Genomic DNA, 16,866 nt, shown 5'->3' with positions numbered 1-16,866 from the left:
GCGCATTACCTCACTTTGACAGCTGCTTCCTCTAGGCTGAAACATGAGTGCGGTAATCACCGTCCCCAGATCAGCGTCTAGAGGTAACTGCAGTGCAGAAATGGTGTTGTATTCTGCTGGCAGCGGCCATGGCGACAGGAGTTGCCGGTTGTTCCACAACCGCGTCCAAGGGTGCCCCCAAGTCATTGACCATGAATGGTCAGAAATTCCACTGCGTAGAGGAAGAGCTCGAAACCAAGATTATGGTCCGCTGCGTTCGCGCCAGTTGATTTGCGCCCGTGTCGAAGAGCCTTTCGATGATTGATTTCAGGTTGCACGGAAACAAAAAAGCCGCAAACAAAACTGTTTGCGGCCAAGGCTTTTGCTCAAGGAGCTGGGAGCCAAACTGGCTCCCGAATGACTTCCTAACCTGTGAGACTCGGATTAGAAGTTGTAGCTGCCGGTGAGAGCGATGGTGCGTGGCGCACCGTAGAAACCGGTATCGAAGGCGCCGCCGAAGGCATAACCGGCGATGCGGTATTCCTTATCGGTCAGGTTCTTACCCACCAGTCCAACTTTCCAGCTGCTATCCGGGCTGTAGTAAGTCGCAGTCATATCCACCAGCGTATAGGCCTCCTGGTCGAGAACCGGGTTCGGCACCTCGAAGATCTGGGTGTCGGCGCGGTAGGAAACCGTCGGGTTGATTACGACCTCTGCACCGCTCTGCAGCGGCAGGGAGTAATTCAGCTGGAACATCGCAGTGGTATCCGGGGTGTTCTGCAGATCGCGCTGATCGGACACATCGACACCGCCGCTGATGAACTCCAGGAACTCAGTATCGGCATAACCCAGGGCCAGGTTGGCCAGCAGGTTGTCGGTCATCGCCAGAGTGGCTTCCAGCTCGATACCCTGAATGCGAGATTCACCGGCGTTCAGCACGGCACTGGCGAAGCCGCCGCCCTCAACAAACTCCTGTACGGTCACCTGCATGTCCTTGTAGTCGGCACGGAAAGCGGCCGCGTTCAGGCGCAGGCGGTTGTTGAACAGGTCGGACTTCACACCGAACTCATAGGTGTCCACGGTTTCCGGATCGAAGCCGTCCACGGTGGAAGGCAGCTGGCTGGCGTCGCCGCGCATATCGAAGCCGCCGCTCTTGAAGCCAGCGCTGTAACCGGCGTACACCATCACGTCATCATTGATCTGATGGTCAATGCCGATATGCGGCGTGAATTCGCCCCAGGAATCACTATTTTCGTAGTCGGTCAGCACGCCGAGCGGGATCGGGTCGGCCCCTTCGGGGTAGTACTTGTCCTGGAAGGTCGGGCTGTACAGGCTCAGGTAGTTGGCCTTGAATACGTCGGCGTCCTTCTCATCCTTGGTGTAGCGGCCACCCAGACTCAGGTTCCAGTCGGGAGCGAACTGCCAGTTGTAGTGGGCATAGGCAGACAGGCTGGTAGTGTCTACGGAGCCAGCCACATTCTGGGTCAGAGGAATACCGATGACATTGGTGAGATAGCCAAGGACTGCATCAAATGAGCCAGCTGCGGTGCCAGTGTAGTAGTAGACGCCGCTCACCAGATCAGCATTATCGCCTTCCCAGATCAGCTGGAATTCCTGTGTGGTCTGGTCGTCCTCGTAGAAAGCGGGGACGTCGAAGTCTGGGCGGTTAACACTGTCGAAGTCGATGACGGTATCGGTTTCGCCCTGACGGTAGGCGGTGATGGACTTCAGGGTAATGCTGTCATTCAGCTCATATTCCGCGGTCAGGGACGCGCCGCTGGTCTCAACCAGGTTGTCGTAGAGCATGTTGGACTCGGTGTCGTAGACACTGTCCAGCACGGGCTCGCCGCCGAGTCCCGGTGCAAGGCGATAGCCATGCTTGGGCGCGGACTTGTCGGTGGTCTGGTCTGCCGCTACGCGCACCCAGAGATCATCGCTCGGGTTGAATTCCAGGGCGACGCGCGCGCTGACGATATCTTTGTTGTACTGCTCGTCACCGGTGATGACGTTCTCGCCGTAGCCGTCGCGCTGGAAGCTAGCGATGGCGCCACCCAGGTATACGCCGTCAGCGATTTCGGTGGAGCCGGCCACTTTCAGGTCGGTCTGGCTGTAGCTGCCCATGGCACCGGAAACGGAAACGCGGGTGTCACCGGACATCTTCTTGGTGACGTACTTCACGGCACCGCCGATGGTGTTCTTGCCGTAGAGAGTACCCTGCGGGCCGCGCAGTACTTCCACGCGCTCTACGTCGAGAATATCCAGAACCGCACCCTGCGGGCGCGCGATGTAGACGTCATCCACGTAGATACCAACACCCGGCTCAAAGCCCCACAGCGGGTCCTGCTGGCCGATGCCGCGGATAAACGCAGTCAGGGTGGAGTTGGTGCCGCGGCTGGCCTGCAGGGTGGTGTTGGGAGACAGCTTCTGGACGTCGGTCAGGTCGCTGACGCCAGCCTGCAGCAGCTGGTCTTCGCTGATCGCGGTCACTGCCACGGGCACTTCCTGCAGGGACTGCTCACGTTTCTGCGCAGTAACGGTGACTTCTTCCAAGGCCGGTTCTGCATAGGTAAAGCTGGCACCGCAGGCAAGCATGACGCCGGCGGCGAGGGGATGAAACTTTATTGCTCTCATTGTGACTCTCTCCATTCACCAATTATTTATGGTTCTTATAAATCTTGCGGATAGTCACTGTATCCGCTCGGGGTCCAATTGCCTGTTAGACCAAGGTATGACGGCTGTTATTGGTACCGGGGAGGACAAAAAACAGCCACTGCGGTAAGGTGCGATTTCAAGATTGAGCCGCCTGCTCTTTGACCAGAACTCCCATTGGGTTCATGGGTGTGGCGGAAAAATCTACAGCAAGAATAACTGGCACCAACCCGCCCTGTCATGGGTTGAGAGTTGTCAATTGGCGCCACGACCCTCCCGATGAGTAGTGGCGGCAAATAACAAAAACTGAGAGAAATCGCGCTTGTTCAGCCTGACTACCCTGGCCGCCGTAGCGCTGGCCTACCTGCTGCTGCTCTTTGCCATTGCCTTCTGGGGCGATCGCATGCCGGCACATCGCTTGCGCCCCATCAAGCCCTTGATGCTGGCCCTCGCCGGTACCTATACCAGTGCCTGGATGTTCTTCGGTACGCCGGCGCAGGCGGTGGAGGAGGGCTGGATCCTGCCGCCCACCTTCGTCGGTGCCAGCCTGATGTTGATCTTCGGGGCTCCGCTGCTCGCCCGCTTCGTGCGCATGACCAAGCAGCAGGGCTCCACTTCGATTGCGGATTTCATCAGTGCCCAGTTTGGTGGTTCCCAGTGGCTGGCGGCGGCAGTGGCGATACTGGCTCTGGTGGCGGTGCTGCCCTACCTGGCATTGCAGCTGCGGGCCGTCGCGGACAGCTTCCTGCTGCTGGCGGATGGCGGCGATATCAGCCCGGTGCTGGTGACGTCGATCGTCAGTGCGACTCTTGGCTTGTTCGCCCTGTTGTTTGGTACCCGTCATATCGATAGCAGCGTGCATCGCAACGGCATGCTGCTGGCAGTGGCATTTGAGGCGCTGGTCAAGATCGGGGCTTTTGTCGCCGTGGCCTGGTTTGTCGTGGGGGGTGCCTTCGATGGCGCTGCCGACCTGATGCGCTCCGGGCTCGACAGTGACCGGGTGCGAGCACTGACCGAGGCTCGTCCGGCGGATACCGGCTTCCTGGCCGTGGTGGTGCTGGGCATGGCCGCCATGTTCTGCCTGCCGCGCCAGTTCCATATCCTGATGATCGAAAGCGACGGCGAACAGGATATCGGGCCGGTTCGCAAGCTGATCCCGCTCTATCTGGGCATCCTGTCGGTGGCGATCCTGATCGTCGGTTACGGCGGGCTCCTGTGGCTCCCGGACAGTTACAGCAACCCCGAGCGCTTTGTACTGGGCCTGCCATTGGAGAGCGGATCCTCGGCCCTTGCCCTGCTCGCTTTCATCGGCGGCCTGTCAGCCGGCTCCAGTATGGTGATTATTGCCACCATTGCCCTGTCCACCATGATCGCCAACACCATGGTGGTGCCCTGGTGGTTGCATCGCCTGCAGGCCAGGCCTGCGGGGCAGGTGCTGGGTACGGACCTGCGCCGCGTGCGCCGGGTCATCATCGCCCTGATTATGCTGGCGGCGTTTTCGGTCAACGAGGCTATAGGCGCGGGGGTGCGTCTCGGCACCTTCGGTTTGCTGTCGCTGGCCCTGGTGGGCCAGCTTGCACCGGCCATGATTGCTGCCGCCTGCTGGCCAAAACACTGGCCGCGCCTGCGGGCGTCCGGTGTGATCGCCGGACTCGCTGCGGGTTCCCTGGTGTGGGCGCTGTCGGCGCTACCGGCTGCGCTGGGCAGCCCTGACCTGGTCGCAGAGGCGCTTGGGCTGCAGTGGAGTGCGTTGTCGATCACGACGCTCTTCGGCCTGGGCCTGAATATCCTGCTGTTGGTCTCTGTCTCGCTGCTCCTGCACCGCTGGCAGCCCCAGGGCAGCAAGCGCGATGAGACACCGGTGAACAAGATCCGCCTGCGCGAACTGTTGGCGCGCTTTGTAGGACGCGATGCGGCGGAGCGGACTTTTGCCAGTATTGCCAGCGAGGGTGGCAGTTCCAGAACCGTCTCGGCCGAGGATTACCGGGATGCGGTGGAAAAAATTCTCGCGGGTATTGTCGGCTCCACCAGTGCCCGCCGGCTGGTGCGATATCACAACAGTGCCGAGGTCAGTCCGCAGACCCTGGAGCAGGCCAGCGCCATCTACCAGTTTGGTCGCGGACTACTGCAGAGCAGTATCGACAATATCGACCAGGGTATTTCCGTAGTGGATGCCAACCTGAACCTGGTGGCCTGGAACCGGCGCTACGTGGAATTGTTCAATTATCCCAGCTCGATGATCTACGTGGGCCAGCCGGTGGCGGAGCTGGTGCGCTACAACGCGAGCCGCGGTGAATGTGGTCCCGGAGCCGTCGAGATGCATGTGCAGAAACGGGTCGACCACCTGCGCGCTGGCACCGCCTACCGGGTCCAGCGTCACCGCACCGATGGCACGGTGCTGGAAATCCGCGGTAACCCGCTGCCCGGCGGCGGGTTTGTAACCACTTACACCGACGTCTCGGATTACCAGCGGGCACTGGCCGAGCTGACCGATGTGCGGGATTCCCTGGAGCAGAAAGTGGCTGCCCGGACCACCGAGCTGCAGACACTGAACAGCGAGCTGCATGCAGCCAGTGCCGGTAAGACCCGCTTCCTTGCTGCCGCTAGTCATGACCTGGTGCAGCCTCTGAACGCCAGCCGCCTGTTCCTGGATGCACTCAGCGCCCGTGAGCTCGACAGCGACAGCCGCAGACTGCTCAGCAGGGCCGACACTGCCCTGGCAGCAGCGGAACAGCTGATCACGGACATGCTGCAGATCGCGCGGATGGATGCGGGCGATATTCATCCACAGCTGCAAGCCATGGCGCTGGAGCCGGTACTCGACAATGCCGTGGCCCAGGCCCGTCTGGCCGCCGAGGCGCGGGGATTCGAACTGCGCTACCGGCCGACGGATCTGTGGGTGCACAGCGACGAAAAAATGCTGCGTCGTGTGGTGCAGAACCTGCTCGATAACGCCGTCAAATACACGCGCAGTGGCGGCGTGCTGCTGGTCGCCCGCGGGCGGGGTGACCGGGTGTCACTGGAAGTCTGGGATACCGGCTGTGGCATCGACGAGTCGCAGCAGCGGAATATCTTCCGCGAGTTCTGTCGACTCGATAGCCCGGAGCGCGAAGTACAGCGGGAGCACGGCTATGGGCTGGGGCTTGCCACCGTTGAGCGTCTCTGCCGCTTGCTGGATTCCCCAATCAGTCTCACCTCGCGACCGAGTCGCGGCAGTGTCTTCCGCGTGCGCCTACCGCGCTCGCGTCCGTTGCTGCGCCGGGTGGCCGCACCGACGCCATTGAAAGCGGTAAAGTCTTCCCTGAATCTGCAGGTGGCCTGTGTCGATAATGAGCCGGCGATCCTCGAGGCCATGGAGGCGCTGCTCGGGGGCTGGGGCTGCCAGGTAACGAGTGCCCCGAATCGCGAGCGGGCGCTTGAGCTGGCGCAGCCGGATCTGCTGCTCATGGACTTCCATCTGGGCGGTGAGGTCGACGGTATTGCCCTGGCGCGGGAGTTGATGGCCAGATGGGGTGCCACCGTACCGTGCGTGATCATTTCCGCCGAAAATACCGATCTGGTGAAAAATCGGGCCCAGCGCGCGGGCTGGCAGTTCCTGCAGAAGCCCCTGCGCCCCGGTGCCTTGCGAGCGCTACTGCAGGCCCGCCAGAAGTCCAGGGCCTCGGACCCTGCGACCAAGGTCGTATAGGGCGGCGATCCCGCACTGGGTAGTGTGATAACCAATAATAATGCTCGGCACAGTGAGCCGGGTGCAGCCTTCTGGAAGTTGCTATGAAGAAATACGTTCTCGAAATCCTGATGTTCACTGCCTACGCGTTGTTCGCAGCGTCGTGGGTTTCCGGTGCCATCCTGACCCCCAGCGTGCAGGCCTCATTCGGCGAGGCCGGACTGGCCAATGCCACCTGGGGTAGTAACGTCATCACCATCGCCAAGATCGTCGGCAACCTCGCTGCCGCCATGTTGCTGGTACGCCTGGGAGTCAAGCGTGCCTTTACCGTCGCAGTGCTGCTGATTGCAGCGGGCGGCTTCGGTGCCCTGGCTGGCGATTACATCGGCTGGTTGTGGTCGCGCCTTGCCCTGGGGCTTGGTGGAGCGCTGGCTATCGTCTACTTCAATCCGGTGGTGCTGCATTACTTTGCCGCGGAAGAGCGTCCGCTGATCAACGGCGTCAATGCCGCAGCCTTCAATACCGGTAACCTGATCGCGCTTCTCTCCACCGGAGCGCTGGCCGCCTGGATGGGCAGCTGGCAGTCCGTGGTGGCGCTCTATGGCGTGATGGTGGTGGCCCTGGCGGTGCTCTGGTGGCTCTCGGCGGAGGACTTCTCTCTGTCCGGCGCGGCCAACAACGGCCAGCCGGAAGAGAAATATGGCCTGCGCGATGGTATTCGTGAAGGTTTTAACTGGTGGCTGCCGCTCGCCTACTGCGGTGTGCTGTTCTGCTATATCGCCGTGTTTGCCCTGTTCCCGCTGATCGATGGTTTTGCGGTGGCCAGTAACCACCTGTCGGCGGTGATGATCGCCGCCGGCATGGTGGGCACCGTGGCGGGGATCATGATCACCCGCCGCTATCCGCTGCGCTTGCCGGTGCTGCGTTATGCGGGCCTCGCGCTGGTGATCTTCGCCGCACTGATGGTGCTGAGCCGCAACCCGGTTATCGCCTACACCGCGGCGGCCCTCGCTGGCTTCTTCATGTTCCTGCCCATGACTGCGCTGGTGACGCTGCCGCAGGAGCTGCCGGGCATGACCCCCGGCCGCATCACTGTGACCTTTGCCATGTTCTGGTCCATTTCCTACGGGGTCGAGACAGTGTTGATGTATGGGGCCGGCCTGATGGCGGACACGACGGGCGAGCCGGCGATTGCAGCCTACATAGCCGTGGCCTGTTCTGCCTCCCTGTTTGTGTTTTCCTTCATGCTGCCGGAGAGCGGCAAAAAGCCTGAGAACGATGTAAAAAAGGAAGCGGACAATGCAGAAAGCGCGACAGCTTGATCCGGCTCTGGCCCAGTGGCTGGAAACAATCAATGAAGTAGTGGCAAAACTGAAGGCCGCCGGATTCGAACCGACCCCGACCAATGCCCGCGAAAGCCTCGCCAATTTGACTCGGGGCTTTGTCGAGGCGGGTCCGGAAATGCCGGCAATGGATACCGTTATTCCCGGCCCTCGCTTTGCCGTGCCGGTACGGATTTACCGGCCAGAGCAGAATGATGGTGGCCCGGCGATCATCTACGCCCACGGCGGCGGCCATATGGCCGGTAGCGTGAGCGTCTACGATCCGATCTGCCGCCGTATCGCGCACCACAGTAAGCGCACGGTCATCTCTGTGGATTATCGGCTTGCGCCGGAAAATCCCTATCCGGCGGGGCTTGAAGACCTGCTGGCGGTGGTCCGCGGCATTGGCCCTGCTCTTGAGCGCAAGGGTATCGAGCACAACGACCGCTGGATTCTGATGGGGGACTCCGGCGGCGGCGCTCTGTGTGCGAGTGCCAGCGCGCTGCTGCAACACGAGCGCCATAACATCGTCGCACAGGTGTTGGTCTACCCGAGCCTGGATTACACCATGCAGCTGCCGTCCATCGAGGAAAATGGCCGCGGTTACCTGTTGGAAAAAGAGAAAATCGGCTGGTACTTCAATAACTACTTTCAGGGTGTGGAAAACCGTCGTGCCTGCTCCCCACTGCACGACGAGTTCACTGCGAACCTGCCCAAGACCCTGATGGTGACCGCGGAATTCTGCCCCCTGCGTGATGAGGGCTTCGCCTATGTGGAGAAGCTGAAAGACGCTGGGGTTAGCTCGGAATTGCTGCATTTCGACCAGCAGATCCATGCGTTCCTGAATCTGGAATCCATGGTGGCGGCGGACTGTGAACGCTTCTATCGCCATACCGCGGAGTTCGTGCACGGCCTCACGGAGTAGTTGCCGGCCGTTTGCCACTGGCGACATCCGTCGCCGGTGGTTTCTGTAGCTTCCTGTTCCCTCTCTCCCTCCCTCTCTCCTTCTCCCTCACCAAGCCAGTTCTTCACTCCACGGCTCCTGGTCGCGCTCCAGGCCTCACCGGGCTATGACCAAGGTATGAGTTTCAGCGACCGAAACTTTCCGTAACATGAATACCGATTCAGGTTTCATAAAGAGAGCAAAGCACCATGACGGATGCCGTCTCCATTCCCGCAGTCGCTGGTAGCGGCCCCGGCGTGCCCAAGACCGCCCGTGGTGAGCGAACCCGCGCCCGTATTCTCAAGGCGGCGGAGGAGACGTTTGGCTCACTCGGTTATCACCGCGCGGGTATTGCAGACATCACCCGGGCGGCTGGTGTGGCTTCCGGCACCTTCTACACCTACTTCGTCAGCAAGGAGCAGACCTTGCGCGAACTCGTGCAGGAGATGGGGCGGCGCCTGCGCGCACATCTGGAGCGGGAAACTGCTGATGCACAGGATCGCCTGGAGTCTGAGGAGATGGGTTTGCGTGCTTTCCTCCAGTATCTACGCGACAACCCCGCGCTGTATCGCGTGTTGCAGGAGGCGCAGTTCGTCGATGAGTCTATCTACCGCAGTTATTACGAGTCCTTTGGTGAGCGCTATATCCGGATGCTGGCCGGGGCCTCGGACCGGGGGGAAATCCGCCCGGGTAACGATGAGGTACGGGTCTGGGCCCTGATGGGCATCTCGAACTTCCTCGGCCTGCGCTATGCGCTTTGGGAAAAGGAAATGCACTTTGATGAGATCGTGGCGACGGTTTCCGACCTGCTGCGCAATGGCCTGGCCTCCGCCGGCGCTAGGGAAAAGCGGTGAACACCGCAAACGTGCTCTATCAGCTGGAAGATGGAATCGCCACCATCATCCTCAATCGCCCTGAGCGTCACAATGCCCTGGTTCAGCCGCTGCTGGATGAACTGCGCGAGGCATTGACTCGTTGCCGACATGACAATCCGGAGGCGCTGGTGCTCCGCGCTGAAGGTCGCTCCTTTTCCAGCGGTGGTGATGTGGCGGCTTTTTACGAGGTGGCCCGGGGAGAGCGGCGCGCCTACGCCACGCGGCTTGTGGGCGAGCTGAACGAGGCGATGCTCGACCTGCTGCGGCTGCCACTGCCGACGGTGGCTGCCGTGCACGGCATGGTCACCGGCGGATCGGCCGGGCTGGTACTGGCCTGTGATATTGCCGTGGCCGGCCCCAACGCGCATTTCGCCCCCTGGTACACCGCTGTCGGTTTCAGTCCGGATGGCGGCTGGACGGCGCTGATGCCGGAGCGCATCGGTCGCGGTCGGGCGCTGGATGTGCAGCTCACCAATCGCCGTATCGAGGCCAGGGAAGCCCTGCAGCTAGGGCTGGTCCAGTATCTGGAGGACGACGGCGATGTGTCGGGCAGAGCCATGGAGCTGGCACGCCGGCTGCGCGACGCAAAGCGCGGCAGCGTCCGCAACACCCTGGCCCTGACGCGTCCCGATGTGAATCGGGTGGCCGAGGCGCTGGAGGCCGAACGGCGACACTTTCTGGAATTGATCGACAGCGAGGAAGCGGACCAAGGCATGGCCGACTTTCTCGGTCGCGCTTAACGGCAATGATTCATGGAGATCGCGGTGGTCGCGATCCACAGGCAGATAACAATAACGGAGACACCCATGGAAATGTTCGACCTGCTCGCGCAGCGCGCGCGGGTGACGCCGGATCGACCGGCACTCGAGGACCTCGACAGCGGTGAATGCTACGACTACCGCCAACTGAACGAACACGCGTCGCGCCTGGCGGCGGCCGCGCGCGAGCATTGGGGCCTGCAGGAGGGCGACCGCCTCGCTTACCTCGGCCACAGCCGCGCGGAATTTTTCGCCATGCTGTTCGGCTGTGCCAAGGCCGGCCTGATCCTGGTGCCACTCAACTGGCGGTTGGCGGAGCCGGAGTTGGAAGTGTTGCTGGATGACTGTGATCCCCGTGCGTTGATCTTCGGTGGCGAATTCGCTGAGGTGGCGGCCAGTCTGGGCAACCGCTGGGTTACGATGACCCTGGTGGCCCTCGATGGTGCCGCTGCGGGGCAGCGCGATTACCACTTGGACCTTGCCGCCAGCACGCCTGACTTCAGGCCGCACGCAGAAAAAAGCCCGGACACACCCTGGTACCTGCTTTACACCTCTGGCACCACCGGACGCCCGAAAGGGGTGATTCAGACGTTTCGCATGATGCTGGCGAATCACCTCAACATCGGCCTCGCAGTCAACCTGACCAGTGATGATGTGCTGTTGAACGTGCTTCCCCTGTTCCACACCGCGGGTATCAACCTGTATTCGTCAGCGGTGTTGCTGGTGGGTGGCTGCGTGCTGGTATCGCGCAGCTTCGATCCGAATCAGGCCCTGCAGGTACTGCAGGGCCGTGCAACCATCTTTTTCGGTGTGCCGGCCGTGTACCAGGCGCTACTGGATCATCCTGAGTTCGATGGCGAGAGGCTCAAGCGCGTGCGCTCCTGGGGCTGTGGCGGTGCGCCGTTATCGCTGCCCGTTGCAAAACGGTATGCCGATGCGGGCATTCGCATTCGCACCGGTATGGGCATGACAGAAACCGGCCCCACGGTATTTCTGCTCGATGAGGCGCTGGTGCTCGACAAGATTGGCTCCGTGGGTCGCCCGCAGTTGCTCACCGAGGTGCGTATCGTCGACCGCAATGGAAACGATGTTGCCGATGGCGAGCCGGGCGAGTTGCTGATCCGCGGCCCGAATGTCACCCCCGGTTACTGGAACAGGCCGGATGCTACTGCCGAAGCGATCCGGGAAGATGGCTGGCTGCACAGTGGTGACGTGGCCCGCTGTGACGAGGATGGCTGCTACTACATCGTCGACCGCTGGAAGGACATGTATATCTCTGGCGGAGAGAACGTATATCCGGCGGAAGTGGAGCAGGTGCTGGAGCAGCATCCGGCCATTGCCGAGGTCGCGGTCGTGGGTATGCCCGACGAGCGTTGGGGTGAAGTTGGCAAGGCCTACTTCGGCTTGAAATCTGATTTTCCCGCGCCGGAGGAAGATGAACTGCGGGCGTTCTGCCGGGCACGCCTGGCAGGCTACAAGGTGCCCAAAGCATTCCAGGTGCTGGCGGCGTTGCCACGCAATGCATTGGGCAAAGTGATCAAGCAGGAGTTACGCGATGACGCAGCCAGAAACTGAGGCGCAGCCGAGGCAGGCCCTGCAAAAAATGCAGGAGGAGTTTGTCCTGACCCAGGAAGACTTCAACCGCTTTGCCCGCCTGAGCGGAGACCACAACCCCATTCATGTGGATCCGGAATACGCTGCAAGCACCCGCTTCGGGGCCACTGTCTCCCACGGCATGCTGTTGTTTACCGTGCTGCGCGGCATGATCGAGGCGCATTACCCGGGTGCAAGGCTGCAAACCCAGAACCTCAAGTTCCCGGCCCCCACTTTTACCGATCAGCCAATCAGGGTCACCCTCCTGGTCGAGGCGGAGCAGCCGGGTCGTGTGGAACTGGTGACACAGATTACCCAGCAGGAGCGGTTGTGCCTGGACGGCCGCTGTTGCGTAGCACTTGCCGAGGAGTTGCCGCGATGAACAAGAACCTGTCCCGTTTCGATGCCCTGCGCATCGACGACAGTGCGTCCGTGACCCGCAGTTTTGACCGGCAGGCCCTGCGGGACTGGTGCCAGCTGGCGCATATCGCAGCTGAATGGCCGGAAGTACCCGAACCCCTGATCGCCGGGCTGTTTTCCTACCTGCTGGGTGAGGAATTACCCGGACACGGCACCAACTACCTGAAGCAGCACATGCAATTCCATGCTCCCGCACAGGTAGACGAGCCTCTCACGGCGACGGTCACCGTGACCCGCCTGCGCGATGACAAGGCGCTGGTCAACCTGGAAACCCGCTGCACCGGTGCGGGTGGACGACTGATCTGTGAAGGCGATGCGCTGGTGCTATTTCAGTGCTGAACCCCGGTTAGGGGCATGACAGGGGGGCTTGCCTGCCGTAACGGCATTGCGGCTGCGAGTTTCCGCCTGGCTTGCCGCAGGCTCAGAGCTGCGTCAGCGCCTGGGCCTCGCGGATCAGCTGCTTACGGTCGCGGAGTTCCAGCTTGCGCAGGATCGCGGTGACATGACTCTTGACCGTGGGCTCGGTGATATCCAGCTCAAAAGCGATCTGCTTGTTCAGCAGGCCCTGAGCGATCATCTGGAAAATGCGTAACTGCTGTGGTGTCAGCCGTGCCAGTCGTTCAGCCAGTTCGCTCTCCGCCTCCTCTTCCAGCGCTTCTGCACTGAAATACTCTTCTCCATCGAGCACACGCTGAATGCAGTCGGTGATTTCCTCGGGGCGGGCCGTCTTAGAGAGAAAGCCGCTGGCGCCGAAGCCGGCTGCCTGACGGATCACGCTGTTTTTATCGCTGCCGGAGACCACGACTACCGGTACTGCGGGAAAGCTGTTGCGGATCTGAGCCAGGCCATTAAAGCCTTCACTACCGGGCATATTCAGATCCAGAAGCAGCAGGTCGATTTCATGCTCATCGAGTCGGGAAAGGGTGGAGGCGAGGTCTTCACTCTGCAGCAGGTCGCAGTCCGGCAGCTTGGCGCTCACCGTGGTGGCCAATGCTTCGCGGTAGAGGGGATGATCGTCGGCAATCAGCAGTTTGTAGTTCACGTCGCGCTTCTAGGGTGATGAATGGATGCCGGCGATACCGGCATCCGTTCATGCTACTGCGCGGTCCAGCCCCCGTCCACAGGCAGCGAAGCGCCGGTGATCGTCGCTGCGTGTTCAGCACATAGGTAGTGCACCAGTGATCCGATGGCGTCCGGCTTGGTGGTCTGGGCCAGTGGTTGCTTGGCACCAACAAGACGCTTCCGGGCCTGCTCCATGTCAATGGATTCTTCCTGTGCGATGCGTTCGATCTGCGGCTGTATCAGTGGTGTCTCCACCCAGCCCGGGCAGATGGCATTCACGGTTATTCCGCAATCCGCATTCTCCAGAGCCATCACTTTTGTCAGTCCGATAAGCCCATGTTTCGCTGCACAGTAGGCAGCCTTGTTTTCCGAGGCGACGAGACCATGTACGGAGGAGATGTTGATGATCCTGCCCCAGCCGCTCTCGCGCATGTTCGGCAGTAACTCCCTGCTCAGGAAAAAGGCGGAGCTCAGGTTGATGGACAGGATGCGCTGCCACTGATCGCTGGGGAACTCGTGGGCCGGGGCGGTGAACTGGACCCCCGCATTGTTAACCAGAACGGCAGGATGCCCCAGCGCCTCTCTGCTGTCGGCGACGAGCTGGGAGCAACCCTCATCAGTACTGATGTCGGCGCTGCTGAAGCCACATGACACTTGGTAGCGCTGCTGGAATTCCTCCACGAGCGCTGCGCCCTCGCTTGCAGTAGCGAGGCCGTGAAGCATGACCGGATGTCCGGCCTCGGCCATACGCCTGGCGATGGCGAGACCGATACCACTAGTGGATCCGGTTACCAGAATGGGTTGATCTGAATTCCGCTGCACTTGCACCCCCCGCGGCTAGTGTGGAAGCCCCGCGCTATGCGCGGAGCTTCCGTGCTCATTTTTGAAAAATCCTAGCAGCGGTACGGAGGGTGGTCTGTATGACCAAGGTATGACGCGGCACTTTCGGCACGATCAGGAGTTCCCCGAGCTGCTGCCGAGCCGCGCCGGACTGCCGCTGTTAGCGCCGAGGACGATGGGCTCCACTTGGACGATGTGCCGGTCGACCTGGGCGGTAACCCGGACGGCCATGGTAGCGGTGATGACCGCGGTAGTGCCGATGTCCGCGATAGCGATGATCATGCCGGTAATAGTGTCGATAGCGGGGATGATTGTAATACCGATAGTAGCGCGGCGATGAATAGTAGAGGTAGGCCCCGCTGGATGGATAGACATAGGGACGCGAATAATAGGGATAGCTGGAGTAGTAACCTCCAGAGTAGTACCCATCAGAGGCGCAGGCCCCCAGGGTCAGTGCGGTACAGACCGTTACTGCGATCAGCCCGGTCTTCAGGGTTCTGTTCATGACGTTATCTCCGGTTGGTGTTTCCTCGGATCACGGCATTCCCTGCGGCACCGGGGTGTCGCTCGCCAGGGTTTTATTGAGGGCATGACTGCCTCAACGGGGTCTCGGTCGGGCCGGCAGTGGCCGGGGCCTTACGTGGTGATGGGGTGGTCGATGGTAGTGCGGTGGCCGATGGTGGTAATGGCCCGGACGGGGTCGATAGACACCGCCCACGAAGTAGTAATTCGCATGACGGGCGTTGTGACAGACACCACCCGGATGGCAGTGATAGTAGCGGCCACCGACTCGGTAATAGCCACTGCTGGAATTGGAGGAGTAGCCGGACTCTGCGCATCCAGAGGATGCCAGCGAAGCAGCAAGAGCCAGTGCAGACCCAAACCCCCACAGGGTGCGGGGCAACGGTTTCATAAGTGACCTCCACGCCTTTCGGCGGGTACAACGTCTACTTTCAGCCTAGCAGTTCTGGCGCATTTTTCCTTTTTTATTGGGGAGGCAGCTTCGCAATAGGCTCCACTAACTGTACCGGAGCCATTGGAGCGCTCTTTCCGCGCCGTCACTCAACAGGGGAAAAGGGTAAGGTGGCGGGAGCGGAGATCCCACCCCGGCTCGGACCGGGGTGGGAATGGCAGTAGATCAGCTGGCGCTGGGAAGGATTTCTGCAGGCAGGAAATCGCGATACACCGCGCTGGCCAGCAGCTGCTTGGCCTCCTCGATGTCCGGCGCAAAATAGCGGTCCTTGTCATAGAAGGAGACACGCTCGCGCAGCTTGCCCTTTGCCTCTTCAAGCTTGTCCGTACTCTTCAGCGGCGCACGGAAGTCCATCCCCTGACAGGCGGCCAGCAATTCCACCGCGAGAATGCCGCAGGTGTTGTCGGCCATGTCCCGCAGGCGACGGCCGGCAAATGTGGCCATGGAGACATGGTCTTCCTGGTTGGCGCTGGTGGGCAGCGAGTCAACGCTGGCTGGATGGGCCAGGGATTTGTTTTCGCTCGCCAGTGCCGCGGAGGTGACCTGCGCGATCATAAAGCCGGAGTTCACGCCACCATTTTCCACCAGGAAGGGCGGCAGCCCGGACAGGTTGGTGTCGATCAGCAGCGCCATGCGCCGCTCGGACAGCGAACCGATTTCTGCCAGCGCCAGTGCCAGGTTGTCGGCCACCATGGCGACCGGCTCTGCGTGGAAGTTGCCACCGGAAATAATGTCGGAATTTTCCGGGTTTTCCTCGTCGGTAAAGACCAGCGGGTTGTCGGAAACACCGTTCGCTTCTGCCAGCAATACCTCGGCCGCGAAGCGGATTTGCTGCAGGCAGGCACCCATTACCTGTGGTTGGCAGCGCAGGGAGTAGGGATCCTGCACTTTCTCACAGAACTGGTGCGACTCGCCGATCTGGCTGCTGTCACCCAGCAGGTCGCGGAAACTCTCGGCCACTTCGCGCTGGGCCTTCTGACCACGTACCGCGTGAATGCGGTCGTCAAAGGGCCGACGCGAGCCCTTGGCGGCCTCCAGGGTCAGTGCGCCGGTGACGATGCCGCCGGCAAACAGGTCCTCGGCGGCAAACAGTCCGAGCAGGGCGAATGCCGTGGATGCCTGGGTACCGTTCAGCAGTGCGAGTCCCTCTTTGGGGGCGAGCACGATGGGTTCTAGGCCGGCTTTTTTCAGACCCTCATGGGCGGGCTTGCGCTTGCCATCGATGAATACTTCACCTTCACCCAGCAACACGACGCTCATATGCGCCAGAGGTGCCAGGTCACCGGATGCGCCGACGGAACCCTTTTCCGGAATGGCCGGGAACACTCCGGCATTGACCAGTTGCATTAGCGCCTCGATCACCAGCGGGCGCACACCGGAAAAACCGCGTGCGAGAGAATTGATCTTCAGCACCATCAGCAGGCGCACGGTGGCCTCACTCATAAAGTTGCCGGTGCCCGCCGCATGGGAAAGTACGATGGCGCGCTGCAGGTTTTCCAGGTCATCTTTTTCAATACGGGTGTTGGCTAGCAGGCCGAAACCGGTATTGATGCCGTAGACGGTACGGCCTTCGCTCAGCACCTGGGCAACGGTTTTCGCCGAGGCCTCGATGGCCGGGTAGGCATCTTTTGCCAGAGAGAGCTGAACCGGCTCACGTGCCACTCGACGCAGTTCTGCCAGGCTCAACTGACCGGGGTTGATTTCCAGTTTGTACATAAATTTTTCACCGAAAATGTAATCGAAAATTTCGTCAGAAAGCGTTTCACGGCGCACGCGCAGTAGCCG

General features: G+C 61.1%; 14 protein-coding genes. 8 read left to right on the top strand and 6 right to left on the bottom strand.

Annotated features, from left to right (window positions below; translation table 11 throughout):
* Nucleotides 1-423: 423 nt before the first annotated feature.
* Nucleotides 424-2,610 carry a TonB-dependent receptor gene (locus tag AUP74_RS03155; protein ID WP_145924302.1) on the bottom strand — a complete coding sequence of 729 codons (2,187 nt, stop codon included), beginning with the start codon at nt 2,608-2,610 and terminating at the stop codon, nt 424-426.
* Nucleotides 2,611-2,950: 340 nt separating this feature from the next.
* On the opposite strand from AUP74_RS03155, the gene AUP74_RS03150 reads away from it, so the two are divergent.
* From AUP74_RS03150 to AUP74_RS03115, 8 genes are all read left to right on the top strand, one after another.
* Entirely contained in the window at nt 2,951-6,316 is a 3,366-nt protein-coding gene (locus AUP74_RS03150) for a hybrid sensor histidine kinase/response regulator (RefSeq protein ID WP_069946282.1), read from the top strand.
* Nucleotides 6,317-6,399: 83 nt separating this feature from the next.
* A complete protein-coding gene (locus AUP74_RS03145; protein WP_069946281.1) occupies nt 6,400-7,617 on the top strand; it encodes an MFS transporter in 1,218 nt (405 codons plus the stop codon).
* A complete protein-coding gene (locus tag AUP74_RS03140; protein WP_069946280.1) occupies nt 7,595-8,542 on the top strand; it encodes an alpha/beta hydrolase in 948 nt (315 codons plus the stop codon). The genes AUP74_RS03145 and AUP74_RS03140 overlap by 23 nt, the downstream gene beginning before the upstream one ends.
* A 227-nt stretch (nt 8,543-8,769) precedes the next feature.
* Complete coding sequence (locus tag AUP74_RS03135; protein WP_069946279.1) at nt 8,770-9,414, top strand: TetR/AcrR family transcriptional regulator; 645 nt, start codon at nt 8,770-8,772, stop codon at nt 9,412-9,414.
* Nucleotides 9,411-10,175, top strand: coding sequence for an enoyl-CoA hydratase/isomerase family protein (locus AUP74_RS03130; RefSeq protein WP_069946278.1), 765 nt, complete (start codon nt 9,411-9,413; stop codon nt 10,173-10,175). Before AUP74_RS03135 ends, AUP74_RS03130 begins: the two co-directional genes overlap by 4 nt.
* A 66-nt stretch (nt 10,176-10,241) precedes the next feature.
* On the top strand, nt 10,242-11,768 hold the full coding sequence (locus AUP74_RS03125) for an acyl-CoA synthetase (protein ID WP_069946277.1): 1,527 nt from the start codon (nt 10,242-10,244) through the stop codon (nt 11,766-11,768).
* Nucleotides 11,749-12,168 carry a MaoC/PaaZ C-terminal domain-containing protein gene (locus AUP74_RS03120; protein ID WP_069946276.1) on the top strand — a complete coding sequence of 140 codons (420 nt, stop codon included), beginning with the start codon at nt 11,749-11,751 and terminating at the stop codon, nt 12,166-12,168. The genes AUP74_RS03125 and AUP74_RS03120 overlap by 20 nt, the downstream gene beginning before the upstream one ends.
* Nucleotides 12,165-12,545: a hotdog family protein gene (locus AUP74_RS03115; RefSeq protein WP_069946275.1), complete on the top strand. Its 381-nt coding sequence runs from the start codon at nt 12,165-12,167 to the stop codon at nt 12,543-12,545. The genes AUP74_RS03120 and AUP74_RS03115 overlap by 4 nt, the downstream gene beginning before the upstream one ends.
* Nucleotides 12,546-12,627: 82 nt before the next feature.
* Here the strand turns inward: AUP74_RS03115 and AUP74_RS03110 are convergent, their stop codons facing one another.
* The 5 genes from AUP74_RS03110 to hutH form a co-directional block, all read right to left on the bottom strand.
* Nucleotides 12,628-13,248, bottom strand: a complete 621-nt coding sequence (locus tag AUP74_RS03110; protein ID WP_069946274.1) for a response regulator — start codon at nt 13,246-13,248, stop codon at nt 12,628-12,630.
* 53 nt (nt 13,249-13,301) lie between these two features.
* Nucleotides 13,302-14,090 (bottom strand): 3-hydroxybutyrate dehydrogenase, encoded by a 789-nt coding sequence (locus tag AUP74_RS03105; RefSeq protein ID WP_226999878.1) that lies wholly within the window; start codon nt 14,088-14,090, stop codon nt 13,302-13,304.
* 132 nt (nt 14,091-14,222) lie between these two features.
* Nucleotides 14,223-14,483: a hypothetical protein gene (locus AUP74_RS17140; RefSeq protein WP_145924301.1), complete on the bottom strand. Its 261-nt coding sequence runs from the start codon at nt 14,481-14,483 to the stop codon at nt 14,223-14,225.
* A gap of 223 nt (nt 14,484-14,706) precedes the next feature.
* Nucleotides 14,707-15,021 (bottom strand): hypothetical protein, encoded by a 315-nt coding sequence (locus tag AUP74_RS17135; RefSeq protein ID WP_145924300.1) that lies wholly within the window; start codon nt 15,019-15,021, stop codon nt 14,707-14,709.
* A 225-nt stretch (nt 15,022-15,246) separates the two neighbouring features.
* Nucleotides 15,247-16,797, bottom strand: coding sequence for a histidine ammonia-lyase (gene hutH / locus AUP74_RS03100; protein ID WP_069948681.1), 1,551 nt, complete (start codon nt 16,795-16,797; stop codon nt 15,247-15,249).
* Nucleotides 16,798-16,866 lie beyond the last annotated feature (69 nt).

This window comes from Microbulbifer aggregans, assembly GCF_001750105.1.
GTDB lineage: Bacteria > Pseudomonadota > Gammaproteobacteria > Pseudomonadales > Cellvibrionaceae > Microbulbifer > Microbulbifer aggregans.
Note: the sequence above shows the minus strand (reverse complement) of the source record. Positions and strands in the feature narration are given on the sequence as shown.

Excerpts from the sequence above, each read along its gene's own strand:
- AUP74_RS17140 (WP_145924301.1), bottom strand. The coding sequence starts at position 14,483 with ATGTCTATCCATCCAGCGGGGCCTACCTCTACTATTCATCGCCGCGCT.
- AUP74_RS17135 (WP_145924300.1), bottom strand. The coding sequence starts at position 15,021 with ATGAAACCGTTGCCCCGCACCCTGTGGGGGTTTGGGTCTGCACTGGCT.
- AUP74_RS03145 (WP_069946281.1), top strand. The coding sequence starts at position 6,400 with ATGAAGAAATACGTTCTCGAAATCCTGATGTTCACTGCCTACGCGTTG.
- AUP74_RS03120 (WP_069946276.1), top strand. The coding sequence starts at position 11,749 with ATGACGCAGCCAGAAACTGAGGCGCAGCCGAGGCAGGCCCTGCAAAAA.
- hutH (WP_069948681.1), bottom strand. The coding sequence starts at position 16,797 with ATGTACAAACTGGAAATCAACCCCGGTCAGTTGAGCCTGGCAGAACTG.
- AUP74_RS03115 (WP_069946275.1), top strand. The coding sequence starts at position 12,165 with ATGAACAAGAACCTGTCCCGTTTCGATGCCCTGCGCATCGACGACAGT.
- AUP74_RS03155 (WP_145924302.1), bottom strand. The coding sequence starts at position 2,610 with ATGAGAGCAATAAAGTTTCATCCCCTCGCCGCCGGCGTCATGCTTGCC.
- AUP74_RS03140 (WP_069946280.1), top strand. The coding sequence starts at position 7,595 with ATGCAGAAAGCGCGACAGCTTGATCCGGCTCTGGCCCAGTGGCTGGAA.
- AUP74_RS03135 (WP_069946279.1), top strand. The coding sequence starts at position 8,770 with ATGACGGATGCCGTCTCCATTCCCGCAGTCGCTGGTAGCGGCCCCGGC.
- AUP74_RS03125 (WP_069946277.1), top strand. The coding sequence starts at position 10,242 with ATGGAAATGTTCGACCTGCTCGCGCAGCGCGCGCGGGTGACGCCGGAT.